Genomic DNA, 13,670 nt, shown 5'->3' on the forward strand with positions numbered 1-13,670 from the left:
ACTAGAGATCTTCTCTAAAATTAGCATGCAAATGTATGAATTAATTTGTAAACAACAAAATTAGTTCTAATTATTTTTATATCAAGTTATTTCAACTTCATTTTAATTAAAATTTTTGAATAAATAAATTTCATATTCTAATTATTCTCATTTATTATTTCAATTTCGAAATTTGCTTTTGACTGAACATTGTTTGCATTTACAGATGTTCTTACACATCTTACAGAGCTAGAATGTCTACTATTTCGATTATTTCTACTTGTCACATCAGTATATTTATCAAAATTCTGGACAAACCAATTTTCTGTCTTAAATCGGGCTCCAGACCCAAGTTCATCTTTTTTTGTTTCGTAACCAGCTATGTTGGAATCGTACAATCCTGCTGGCAACATATTAAAACCTACTTTGTTTATTAATTCTTGTTCTGAATAGCTTCCCGGCCCTTTTCCCCACAAACCGTCTGTAACTTTATCTCTATCTCCTCCACATTTTAATGAAGCTATTGTTTGAGAATCGTTCAGTTCATAATTTTGTTTTACAAAAAAAATTAAATCTTGCCAATCAGAATAAGAAGACAAACTCCATCCAGAAGGACATACATTTTTACTCGAAGCAATAAAATAATATTTGCCATAAACTTGCCCTGTAAGATCTGTAGGAACGGCTATTGATTCTGAATCTGCGTAGTTCAAATTTGTCATAAACCAATCTTTGTTTCCATATGTTTTGTACGGATAGATTTTTCCATCTCTTGTATCTTTAAAATCCCCTGTTTTACTTTCGTAATTACAATATTTGTTTTTTGAATCTAACTCATTTGTTGGTTGCAAATCAGTGTTTGTATATGTTTTTATACCTTGCAAAGGTAGAGGTAGTACAGGTAATGGATTAGGAGTGCTATATGGAGTAACAAGATAAAAAACTTCGTCATATGAAGATGGTTGAATATTTCTTTCTTCAATTAATCTATTAATACTTTCTTTATAATATGGATTTAAGCTTTTTAACATTCCCCATTTTTCAAAAGTATATCTTAAATCGTATCCAGTTATTTCTATTAGTTTACTCAATAAATTATATTTTTTTTCATCGTCATCGCTTAAATCTAAACTTTGATTTCCTTGTTCTCTAACAATTCTAGAAAGTACTCTAAAAATATCATTTCCAAAAATAACTCTCAGTTGATCAAAAAAAGAAAACATATCATCACCACTACTTCTCCAATAATTAGGTTCTTCTTTTGGATGAGAAAGTTTATCTATCATATTATCCCAGTAAGATTTATTCTTTCTAATAAATGGTGGTAAACCTAATTCTTTATCAAAAACTTCTTTTACATTAACTACATAATAATTTACACTAACCTCCCCCATACTATTTGGTTTCACATTGTTTTGTTGCATTAAGTGTCCATATTCGTGAGCAACACCCCAAGGGTTCCCATACAATTCTGTAGGACTCAGCATTTTTATTATCTGAGAATCTGAATTAGATACCATTATGCGATAATTTACCGCATTCATTACAGCATCTCCTAAAGATACTCTACTCTCTGTTACAAAAAGCCTATTGTCAGTACTTGGAAGATGATGCAATGGATTAGGGTCACTATCGCTAAGCCCCATTCCATCCCAAGATATTTTCATTATTCGTTCGTATAATTTTAATAAAAAATCAATATTATTAGGACTGTATTGTTTATCTCCAGGTAAAAGAAATTTCAAAATAGATACCGAAGGAAAAACAAGTATAGAATATTTATTATCTGTCATTATAGCATCAACTTCTGCTGGTGCTTCTTTCATCTGATTAATAAAATCGTTTACCGTAGTTGTTCCTTGTATATATAAAGGATGTTTGATATATTCTGTTGTATTTTCGAAACTAATTCTTACTTTACCACTCGGAGTTTTATTTTCTGAAACGTATCTTATATAAACCATCTTCCCTGTTAGCTGTGGCTTGATCGTATTCACACCTTCGTTTAACGTAAATTTAGGGAGATTCCATTCTTCGCCATCTCTTCCTGGCGTTCCTAATACAATCATAGGTTTCGCACCATCAGTTGGATTGATCAGAGTTTCAACTTTTACAGTCAACGAATTTCCTGCGGGTAAATATATTCCTGATATTGTAAAATCAGCTTGAGGAAATTGAGTTCCTAATCTTTCGCGATCAGTCCATGTACTCAATAATTGTTTTACTTCCACAATTACAGGATCTGTAATGACATTAGCCAATTCTTTATTTTTGTTTACTTCAGTTATTTTTGCGTAAGAAAAATTTATAAAGAACAAACAATTAATTAATGTTATAAACTTTAGATATATTTTCATATTTAACATTAACTATTTGTTATTACTAATTTACCATCTTCTACTTTAGCGGTAAAATTAACTGTTCCATTATATCCTCCTGAGCTACATAACAACCCTGTTGTTGTTATTTTCATCTCTTTATTAGATATTTTTTGAGAAGTAATAGTTGTAATTGCAGTACCTTTCGACGCCACTGTACCACTATCATAGTCAAAGCCCCAATTGCTTCCTTCTCCTGTTACAAAAAGTTTGAAAGAAATTCTTTGACCACAACTATCTAATATTCTAACGACCGCACTTGACTCTCCTCCTGATTTTAAGTTAATTGAATTTGTTGATTGATTTGCGGCTAGAGTAACATTCATTTTATTAGAAGATATCGCTACAATATCACCATTTTCATTCGTTGCTAAACTTTCTGCGTTTTTAATATTTGTTAAGCGTAATCCAGAATTACCCTCTGTCCCACTTGTTACTTCCAATTTGTTTCCTGGATTAACCGTTCCCACTCCAACTCTACTGTCTTGAGATTTATCACCATAACTTCTAATAATCATTGTAGATGAATTAATATTATCTGTATTCCTCACTTTAAATGATAGGTATCTGTTCGAATCATCATTAGGTATATTTAAATTTGAAGCACCTACCAAACCTGCTGTGATTTCCGCTACGTTATTGCCATTTTCATGAAATCTCATTCCTCTATCTGTATCCATTCTTCCGTAAGTTGTTCCAGATTTAGCTACTTGTAAACTTAAAAGATATTTACTGTCTACTCCTGTATCTCCCTCAATCGATAAATTTTTACCAGTTACTATTTTATCATTAAAGCGTGAATTCCCTATAACATTAAGTTTATAATTAGTATCGGGATTATTTGTTCCTATACCTACACGCCCTCCAGCTATCATCATAGCTGCTGTTCCCGAACCTCCATTTGGTTTAGCCTCTGTAGCTGTTGTATAGAAAGCTATTGCAGATTTACCATTTTCATTGTTATCACTTCCTTTTACAGCAAATCTCATCCAAGAGTTAGCATTTTGATTATATAAGCCGAAATCATCATTAACTACTGAAGCATCTCCATTTGTAAGATTCTTAATTTTCATTGTTCCGTTGACATCTAACTGATGAATTGGATTGTCAGTATTGATTCCTACTCTTCCCATTTGATAAATATTTTGTGAACTAGTAGTACCGTTAGCTTCTGTCCCTACAATATTCCAACCTCCAAAAGCAGAAGAACTTCCTTCCATTGTTATCCATTCTTTACCATTGTAATAATAATAACCTTCTTTTGTGATTTTTTTAGTTGAGTCGACAAAGTTGTTTCCTGTCACATTATTTATATATATAATTACCCCTTCTTGATTGGTACCATATGTATTCGCAGGTAAATTTGACAACTCTTGTTTTGTTAGACGTGGAGCTTGAATTCCATAAGGTTGTGGTTCTAGAATCGAGCCATTTTTTTTAGTAGAAACATCCAATGTTGATGTAGGTTTATCTGTGTTTATGCCTATTTGTCCGTAAGAAATTGAAGATAACATTACGACTAAGACAAAACTGAATAAATTTTTCTTCATAGTTTTAAAATTAGTTAACGCAAAGAAAAAATGAAAAAAGGATTTTTCAAAATATTTCACAACATAATTTATTGAATATCAATTTATTCAGCGAGTTAATTATTCAATTCTTATGAAATACAACTCATTAAAACTTGTTTATAAATGCTTATTAATTAAATAAGATTTTTATTAAAAACAACTTAGACTTCGACACAGGAAAGAGAAAATATTATTTAGGAAGCAATAATTTTTTTTATAAAAGAGTCGTCAATAACAAATGTTATCTAATGATTCTACAGAAGAAATTAGGATTTTATTACTATAGCAAATGTCAAATTTGGATAATTTTGAATTATTATTATCTAAATTATGAGAAAAAGAGAAAGTAAATAAAGGTTTAAATACTATTTAAGTAATCATGCGATATGATACTAGAAAAAAAACTTTAAACCTATACACAAAAGATAAATTATGAACGTACTTTTTCTTGTATTGAAGTGATCGAAGATAAACTATAAACACGAACTTCTTTTTCAAAAGTCCTTGAGAGGTCAAATTATGAGCTATAAAACTATTACTAAATAAAATTTAACTTAGTTCTTAGCACAACTAATAATAGATAAGAAATTATTAAAATTCATTTAACTTTTATCTTATTTCAATATCTATTAATAAAAAAAACCCTGAGATGTGCACGTCTCAGGGTTTATATTTATTTAAAATACAGCTAACTATACTTTAATTTCTACTTCAACACCACTAGGTAATTCTAACTTCATTAAAGCATCAACTGTTTTAGATGAAGAAGAATAAATGTCTAATAATCTTTTGTGAGCTGATAATTGAAATTGCTCACGAGATTTTTTGTTAACGTGTGGAGATCTTAAAACTGTAAAGATTCTTTTGTGAGTTGGTAATGGAATTGGTCCATTAACAACAGCTCCTGTAGCTTTTACAGTTTTTACGATTTTTTCAGCTGATTTATCAACTAAAGAATAATCGTAAGATTTTAATTTTATTCTAATTTTTTGACTCATTTTTCTTGAATTAAGCGTTACCTTTTGCTTTAGCGATTACAGCTTCAGACACGTTTGTTGGTGCTGGAGCGTAGTGATCGAATTCCATTGTAGATGTAGCACGACCAGAAGATAATGTACGTAATGAAGTTACATATCCGAACATTTCTGCTAATGGAACCATAGCTTTAATAACTTTAGCGTTATTTCTATCATCCATTCCTGATACTTGACCACGACGACGGTTTAAGTCACCTACAATGTCACCCATGTTTTCTTCTGGAGTTAAAACCTCTAACTTCATGATAGGCTCTAAGATTTGAGCACCAGCAGCTTTTGCAGCGGCTTTATAACCCATTTGAGCAGCTAACTCGAAAGATAATTGGTCAGAATCCACAGGGTGGAAAGATCCATCTTTTAAAGTAACTTTTAACGAATCCATTTCGAATCCTGCTAAAGGTCCATTCTTCATTGCAGCTTTGAAACCTTTCTCAATAGAAGGGATAAATTCTTTTGGAACGTTACCACCTTTAATTTCAGAAACGAATTCTAAACCTACTTTTCCTTCATCTGCTGGTCCCATTTCGAAAACGATATCAGCAAATTTACCACGACCACCTGATTGTTTTTTGTAAACCTCACGGTGATTAGCTGGACGAGAGAATGATTCTTTGTACTCTACTTGAGGCTCTCCTTGGTTAACCTCTACTTTAAATTCACGTTTTAAACGGTCAACGATGATATCTAAGTGTAACTCACCCATACCAGAAATAACTGTTTGACCAGAAGCCTCATCAGTTTTTACTTGGAATGTTGGATCTTCTTCAGCTAATTTAGCTAAAGCCATACCTAATTTATCAACGTCAGCTTTCGTTTTAGGCTCAACTGCGATACCAATTACTGGATCTGGGAAGTCCATAGACTCTAATACGATAGGTGCTTTTTCGTCACATAAAGTATCTCCTGTTTTGATATCTTTGAAACCTACTGCAGCTCCAATATCACCTGCTTCGATTCTCTCGATAGGTTCTTGTTTGTTCGCGTGCATTTGGAAGATACGAGAAATACGTTCTTTGTTACCAGAACGAGTATTTAACACGTAAGATCCAGCGTCTAATCCACCTGAATAAGCACGGAAGAATGCTAAACGACCTACGAATGGGTCAGTAGCAATTTTGAATGCTAATGCTGCGAATGGCTCATCAACTGAAGGCTTTCTTGTGATAGGCTCATCAGTTTTTGGGTCAGTTCCTGGGATCGCTTCTTTATCACTTGGTGATGGTAAGTAACGACATACAGCATCTAACATGAATTGTACACCTTTGTTTTTGAACGAAGATCCACAAGTCATTGGGATGATAGACATATCTAATGTTGCAGCACGTAATGCAGCGTGAACTTCTTCTTCAGTAATAGAGTTTTCGTCCTCCATGTACTTCTCTAATAAGTTCTCGTCGTACGCAGCTACTTCTTCAATTAATTGACCACGGAATTGTCTTACATCGTCAACCATATCAGCTGGGATTTCAACAACATCAAATGTAGAACCATGATTCTCATCATGCCATACAATTGCACGGTTTTTAATTAAATCTACAACTCCTTTAAAGTCTGCTTCGTCACCGATTGGTAATACGATAGGAACAGCGTTTGATCCTAACATTTCACGTACTTGACGACATACATTTAAGAAGTCAGCTCCTTGACGGTCCATTTTGTTAACGAAACCTAAACGAGGAACTTTATAGTTGTCTGCTAAACGCCAGTTTGTTTCAGACTGAGGTTCAACTCCATCTACTGCTGAGAATAAGAAAACTAAACCATCTAAAACACGTAAAGAACGGTTTACCTCTACTGTAAAGTCAACGTGACCAGGAGTGTCGATAATATTAAAGTGGTATCCTTTAGCGTCTGGTAATGGTTTACCTTGTTCTGTTGGGAATGTCCAATCTACTGTTACAGCTGCAGAAGTAATTGTAATACCTCTTTCAGCCTCTTGCTCCATCCAGTCAGTTGTAGCTGATCCTTCGTGAGTTTCTCCAATTTTATGATTCTTACCTGAATAGAATAAGATACGCTCTGTCGTTGTAGTTTTTCCTGCATCGATGTGAGCAGCAATACCAATGTTTCTTGTGTATTTTAAATCTCTTGCCATCGTGTATTAGAATCTAAAGTGAGAGAATGCTTTGTTAGCTTCTGCCATTTTGTGAGTATCTTGACGTTTTTTAACGGCAGATCCTTCTTCTTTAGCAGCTGCAATAATTTCTCCAGCTAATTTTTGAGCCATCGATTTCTCGTTTCTGTTACGAGAATATTTGATTAACCATTTCATTGCTGTTGAAATTTTACGGTCTGGACGAATTTCCATTGGAATTTGGAATGTAGCTCCACCAACACGGCGAGAACGTACTTCTACGTGAGGCATTACATTAGATAATGCTTCTTTCCAAATGTCTAATGAAGTTTTTTCTGCATCTTCTTTACGAGAATCTACGATTTCTAACGCATCATAGAAAATTTTGAATGCTACAGATTTTTTTCCGTCGTACATTAAGTTGTTTACGAAACGAGTTACTAACTGATCATTAAATTTAGGATCTGGAAGTAAAGGTCTTTTTTTAGCTCTTGTCTTTCTCATCTTACCTTAAATTTATTTTTTAGCATCTTTAGGACGTTTCGCTCCATACTTACTTCTACGTTGAGTACGTCCGTTTACTCCCGCAGTATCTAACGCTCCACGTACAATGTGGTAACGCACACCTGGTAAATCTTTAACTCTACCTCCTCTAACCAATACTATCGAGTGCTCTTGAAGATTATGACCTTCACCACCGATGTACGCGTTAACTTCTTTCCCGTTTGTTAATCTAACACGAGCAACTTTACGCATTGCTGAGTTAGGTTTCTTAGGAGTTGTAGTGTAAACACGTGTACAAACACCGCGGCGTTGTGGACATGATTCCAATGCAGCCGATTTACTCTTCTTGGTTAGTTTTTTTCTACCTTTTCTAACTAATTGTTGAATTGTTGGCATACTAATTAAATTTCCTTTTAAATTTGGATTAAACCCATTTTTTGGGCATGCAAAACTACAAAATATTCTAGCAAAAAAAAATATTTAGACATTTATTTTGCATTGATTTATAAAATTTTATAATTCGCTAAGTATTTTTTTACAGTATTTTAACGTGGAAGAAAGATTTCACCAAGAAAATCAATAATAGTAAAATCTTTTATTTCAAAAATGATAATAATCGCGAATAATTGAAAAAATTATTTGAGAATTGGCAACTCAAAACAGAAAGTAGAACCTTTATGTAATTCTGATTTGACATAGATTTGACCACTACTTTTATTTATGATTTCAGCACAAATAAACAATCCTAATCCCAAACCATTAATTCCTTGTTCATATTCGCTACCTACTCTGAAATATTGATCAAAAACTTGGTGAATTTTATTTTGAGGAATTCCAAAACCGTTATCTTTTATTGAAACTTTTGCAAAACCATCAATCAACTCTAAATTTACTTCTACTTCTTTTGCATTTGGCGAATATTTCACTGCATTGTTAATAAGATTACTCAAAACTTGCCCTATTCTATCTCTATCACCACGTATATATCCAACACTTTCTTTATTCAAAATAATTGTGTGTGTTTTTGTAGACATCTGCTGCTCTTCTACAATTTCAGCAACCAAATCTTCCATCAAAAAAATAGAATCTTGTAAAACCATTCGTCCACTTTGGATTTTGGTAACATCTAACAAATCTGAAATCAACTTATTCAGTTTATTGATTTGTGTTTCCATTTTCTTAACAACTTCAGCATTTTTTTCATCTCCTTGTTTTCGAAGATTTATTTCTACAGATTGTGCATACAATTTTAAACTTGTCAAAGGCGTTTTCAGTTCATGACTAGCTATTCCAATAAAATCGTCTTTTTGTTTCTGTAATTGTTTGAAATCATCAATATCTGTACAAGTACCAATCCAAAGTTCAATTTCGTCATTATCATTACAAACTCTTTTTCCACGTGCTAAATACCATTTGCTGATATTGGTAATTGGATTCACTAATTGATATTCTACTTCATAAGTAGAATTTTGACGGACTGCATCCATCCAACTATTTCGCACTTTATCAAGAGATTCTGGATGTAATAAACTCCAAAAATTCTTATCCAGATCAATATTATCATCCAATCCAAATATTTCGTACCAATTTCTATTAAAATAAGTCACAACACCATCTTTGTCTGAAGTCCAAACAAATTGAGGCATAAAATCTGCTAAAATTTTAAATCGCTTCTCGTTAGCTTCTAATTTGTTTTTATATTCAATTTCATTCGACACATCATAACCTAAAGTCAAAATATATTCAACCTTATTTTCTTCATCTTTGATTGGCTGCAAAATATAATTGACATATTTTATATTTCCATTATTATCTAAAAACTGATGTTCTTTTCTTTCGATTTGCTCACCTGTCTTAAAAACCGATTGCAAATCTTTATAAATAGGTCGATCTTTTATATATGAAACTGTATCTTTTACAGTAGAACCTATTTCGACATGATGCCCCCAAATCTGATCTGTTAGACTATTAGATAATTTATACTCAAAATTTTCTCCTTCTAAAACATTTATTGAAACTGGAACATGTTCTAAAAAAGCTTTTAACAGATTCTCATTTTTTCTAAGCTTTTCACGTGTTTCGATTAAATCAGTAATATCAATTAACGAGATGATGATGGCGACTACTTCTCGATTATTATTTAATTTTGGTCGTAGTAACAAATGCAAAAACTTACTACAAAGAATATTATTATAAAAGTAATCTACTTTAAACTCCTTTTCCTCCTGCTCTACTTTATCAACATATACTTTCTTGTATAATTTCAGGAAATTTTCTGTTTCTAATTCAGGAAAAACAGTAAAAAGTCTATTACCAGAAAGTGAATTTCCTTTCCCTAAAAATTCAACCATTTTTTGATTAGCTACTTCAATTATTGGATCAATTCCAGTTAGAACAATTGTAGAAGCCAATGAATTTGAAACTATGTAATCAAAATTAGTGATAGAATTTTCTAAAGTGTTTTCATTGTAATCTTGCTCAACAATCTCCTTTATAACAACAGAAACCCCTTCTACAGAATTATTATCTGGACTAATAACAGATGAAACAATTATCTCTAAAAAATCAGTTTGTCCTTTATCTTCATTTTTTAAACCAACAACTTTCATTTCTTTCGAACTATTATTGCAATGATAAACTTTCGTAATCATCGAATAAATTTCGAGAAGCTGAGTCTTTTCAAAAATTGATTTTGCAACGTTTCCAATAACACTATTTTGTAAACCTTAAAATTTATAAAAATTGGAATTAGCATAAGACAACAACAATTCGTTACCAGAGAAGTAAGCAAACCCAAGAGGGTTTTGATCAAGAAAATGCGTTGATAAAAATTGATGATGATTTTCAGATTGTAGAGGTTTCATTTTATAGTATTACATTAATTTTAAAGTATTCGTTTTTTGTCTATCATAAATTTATCAATTTATAATGAATAAAAGTTAAAAAACTAGTTACTAAATCATTTTTCAATTTTAATTAATTTTAAGCAATTAAAATTGAAAAGATTATCAAGTTTATTTCGTGTAAACATTTATTTAATGTTAATTTTACATTAGAAAAATTAATTTTGCACTTCAAAACATTATTAAATGTCGGTAAACTCATTTTTTAAATTATTTACTCCAAAGGATAAAGTTTTCTATCCTTTGTTCGAGGAGGCTTCAAAAAGTTTAATCAAATTAGCTGAATTGTTACACGAATGTGTAAACGCTCCAGTTGAGGAACGCGAAGATTACATCGCACAAATTTCTAAAATCGAAAGTAAAATTGAATATCTTACTCAAAAAACAAATTTAGAGTTAAGTAAAAACTTTATCACGCCTTTTGACAGAGAAGATATTTATCAATTAGTAAAATCTATCGATTATGTTGCAGATAATTTAAATGGTGCAGCGAATCGTATCAATATTTATCAAGTAGATAAAATTACAAAATCTATCCGCAAAATTACAGCTGTTAACTTAGAGGCTTGTCAATTAATCGGTGAAGGAATTGAGCAATTGAAAGATTTGAGAAACGTAAATCGTATTTACGAAATATGTGAACGAATCAATAAATTAGAAAATAAATCGGATCGTATTTTTGATAAAGCGGTTCAAGAAATTTTTGAGAACGAAACTGATGCCAAAAACATCATCAAATACAAGGAAGTTTTATCTTCATTAGAATCTGCAACAGATAAGTGTAAAAGTGTTGCAAATGTATTGGAAGCAGTAGCGGTAAAACACTCATAACCATAACTTAATCTAAAAGATTATGACAGAATTTTTTTCAGCGTTTTCGAGCATGCTTACGTCAACGCCAGGAATGTTATTGATTACTATTATCGTCTTAGCTTTTGTTTTTGATTATATAAATGGTTTTCACGACGCAGCAAATTCTATTGCTACCATTGTCGCTACTAAGGTTTTAACACCTTTTCAGGCTGTACTTTGGGCAGCAGCATTCAACTTTGCAGCTTATTTTATTTCGGTCTATTGGATTGGAGAATTTAAGATTGGTAATACGATTGCAAAATCGGTTAACGAGCATTTTATTACACTAGAAGTTATTTTAGCTGGAATTATCGCTGCCATTTCTTGGAACTTATTAACATGGAAGTTTGGTATTCCTTCTTCTTCTTCTCATACATTAATTGGTGGTTTTATTGGAGCTGCATTAGCTCATGCTGGTGGTTTTTCTGCTGGTGGAGAAGATGTAATTGTTTACAAAAAAGTAATTCCTATTGTATGCTTTATTGTATTAGCACCATTAATTGGTATGATTATCGCCTCAATATTAACCATAATCACGCTTCATATTTGTAAAAGAGCCAAACCTGCAAAAGCAGAATGGTGGTTCAAGAAATTGCAATTGGTTTCTTCTGCCCTTTTCTCTTTAGGACACGGTATGAATGATGCGCAAAAGGTAATGGGTATTATTGGAGCAGCGGTTATCTTCTATCACATGAATGTCGATTTTGACCCAGCTTATGTACAAGCAGAAGATAAATTCCAATATTTCGTAGCGCATTGGATGTGGGTTCCTATTACATCGTTTGTTGTTATCGCATTAGGTACAATGGGTGGTGGATGGAAAATCATCAAAACAATGGGGTCTAAAATTACAAAAGTAACACCATTAGAAGGTGTAGTAGCTGAAACTTCAGGAGCAATGACGCTTTATATTTCTGAGCATTTCGGAATTCCAGTTTCTACAACGCATACAATTACAGGTTCTATTATTGGTGTAGGTTTAACGAAACGTGTATCTGCAGTTCGTTGGGGAGTAACAATTAGTTTACTTTGGGCTTGGGTTCTTACCATTCCAGTCTCAGCATTATTAGCTGCATTGATTTACTACATCGTAACATTATTTGTTTAAAAATAACAATCAATATCATTAATATTTAGGAGCTTTTATAAGCTCCTTTTTTATTTTTGAAATAATTTTCGAAATTGATAAATGATAAGTTTAAGAAAGTTTTAAATTTGCGCCATGCAATTAACTGTATTATTTATCATTATCGGTTTAGCCATTTTATTTGATTTCTTAAATGGTTTTCACGATGCCGCAAACTCTATTGCAACCGTTGTTACTACAAAGGTTTTAACTCCAATTCAGGCTGTTATTTGGGCTGCATTTTTCAATTTTGTTGCTTTTTTCATTGCCAAATTTATCATTGGAGAATTCGGAGTTGCAGACACAATCGCTAAAATTATCAAAGAAGATGTTGTTGTCGCATTTGGCTCTAATCCATCTGTAGTTGTTATGGCAGCACTTTCTGCCGCTATTACTTGGAATATTTTAACTTGGAAATTAGGAATCCCTTCTTCCTCATCTCACACATTGATTGGAGGATTAGCTGGAGGTGCATTAGCTGCGACAGGTTATGATTTTTCTGCGATTAATAGTACAATTATCTTAACGATTATCGCTTTCATTTTGGTCGCGCCAATTATTGGTTTAGTCGCTGGTAATGTTATTTACATCATCACGCTGAATCTTTGTCGAAATGCAAAACCGCATAAAGCAGATGCTTGGTTCAAGAAATTGCAATTGGTTTCATCTGCCATGTTGAGTATTGGTCATGGTTTGAATGATTCTCAAAAAGTAATGGGAGTAATCACATTTGCTTTACTTGCCAATCAAACTGCGATTGTTAATACTGATATGAATGATTGGATTTTGAATGATGTTTTCAATTGGAAACATTGGTTCATCACAACAAGTAGTACTGATATTCATGATTGGGTTCCGATTATGTGTTTCTCGGCAATTGCTTTAGGAACTTTAGGTGGCGGAATGAAAATCTTAAAAACGATGGGAAATAAAATTACAAAAATTACTCCTATCGAAGGTTTCACAGCGCAAACAGCTTCAGCTATTACATTATTTTTTACTGAACATATCAAAATGCCAGTTTCTACAACTCACGTGATTACGGGTTCTATTATTGGTGTTGGAATGGTAAAAAGAGTTTCTGCTGTTCGTTGGGGAGTTACAATTAGTTTATTATGGGCTTGGATTTTGACAATTCCAGTTTCTGCACTTATTGCAACAGGATTTTATTATCTATTTTCAATGTTTTTCTAACATTAAAATTTAATCATATAAAAAAATGGCTGTCAAAATTGACAGCCATTTT

The 13,670-nt window shown here is 32.2% G+C and carries 10 protein-coding genes; 3 read left to right on the forward strand and 7 right to left on the reverse strand.

Going from position 1 to position 13,670, the window contains the following annotated elements; translation table 11 throughout:
* Positions 1-137: 137 nt before the first annotated feature.
* The 7 genes from B4H69_RS03445 to B4H69_RS03475 all read right to left on the reverse strand — a co-directional run bounded on the left by B4H69_RS03445 (position 138) and on the right by B4H69_RS03475 (position 10,194).
* A complete protein-coding gene (locus tag B4H69_RS03445) occupies positions 138-2,336 on the reverse strand; it encodes a M60 family metallopeptidase (RefSeq protein ID WP_180905904.1) in 2,199 nt (732 codons plus the stop codon).
* A gap of 8 nt (positions 2,337-2,344) precedes the next feature.
* Entirely contained in the window at positions 2,345-3,907 is a 1,563-nt protein-coding gene (locus B4H69_RS03450) for a hypothetical protein (RefSeq protein ID WP_180905903.1), read from the reverse strand.
* A gap of 713 nt (positions 3,908-4,620) precedes the next feature.
* Entirely contained in the window at positions 4,621-4,926 is a 306-nt protein-coding gene (gene rpsJ / locus B4H69_RS03455) for a 30S ribosomal protein S10 (RefSeq protein ID WP_019974208.1), read from the reverse strand.
* Positions 4,927-4,936: 10 nt separating this feature from the next.
* Positions 4,937-7,060, reverse strand: coding sequence for an elongation factor G (fusA, locus tag B4H69_RS03460; RefSeq protein WP_180905902.1), 2,124 nt, complete (start codon positions 7,058-7,060; stop codon positions 4,937-4,939).
* A 6-nt stretch (positions 7,061-7,066) separates the two neighbouring features.
* The gene (gene rpsG / locus B4H69_RS03465; protein ID WP_019974210.1) at positions 7,067-7,543 is read right to left on the reverse strand and encodes a 30S ribosomal protein S7; all 477 of its coding nucleotides are present in this window, start codon (positions 7,541-7,543) and stop codon (positions 7,067-7,069) included.
* A 12-nt stretch (positions 7,544-7,555) separates the two neighbouring features.
* The gene (gene rpsL / locus B4H69_RS03470; protein WP_019974211.1) at positions 7,556-7,939 is read right to left on the reverse strand and encodes a 30S ribosomal protein S12; all 384 of its coding nucleotides are present in this window, start codon (positions 7,937-7,939) and stop codon (positions 7,556-7,558) included.
* 239 nt (positions 7,940-8,178) lie between these two features.
* Entirely contained in the window at positions 8,179-10,194 is a 2,016-nt protein-coding gene (locus B4H69_RS03475; RefSeq protein WP_291092726.1) for a PAS domain-containing sensor histidine kinase, read from the reverse strand.
* A 438-nt stretch (positions 10,195-10,632) separates the two neighbouring features.
* Between B4H69_RS03475 and B4H69_RS03480 the strand changes: the two genes are divergently transcribed.
* From B4H69_RS03480 to B4H69_RS03490, 3 genes are all read left to right on the forward strand, one after another.
* Complete coding sequence (locus B4H69_RS03480; protein ID WP_019974212.1) at positions 10,633-11,277, forward strand: DUF47 domain-containing protein; 645 nt, start codon at positions 10,633-10,635, stop codon at positions 11,275-11,277.
* Between the two features lie 22 nt (positions 11,278-11,299).
* Positions 11,300-12,406 (forward strand): inorganic phosphate transporter, encoded by a 1,107-nt coding sequence (locus tag B4H69_RS03485; RefSeq protein WP_244958006.1) that lies wholly within the window; start codon positions 11,300-11,302, stop codon positions 12,404-12,406.
* 114 nt (positions 12,407-12,520) lie between these two features.
* Complete coding sequence (locus tag B4H69_RS03490; protein WP_114999000.1) at positions 12,521-13,618, forward strand: inorganic phosphate transporter; 1,098 nt, start codon at positions 12,521-12,523, stop codon at positions 13,616-13,618.
* Positions 13,619-13,670 lie beyond the last annotated feature (52 nt).

It is taken from the genome of Empedobacter sp. UBA6745 (assembly GCF_002453775.1).
Taxonomy (GTDB): domain Bacteria; phylum Bacteroidota; class Bacteroidia; order Flavobacteriales; family Weeksellaceae; genus Empedobacter; species Empedobacter falsenii_C.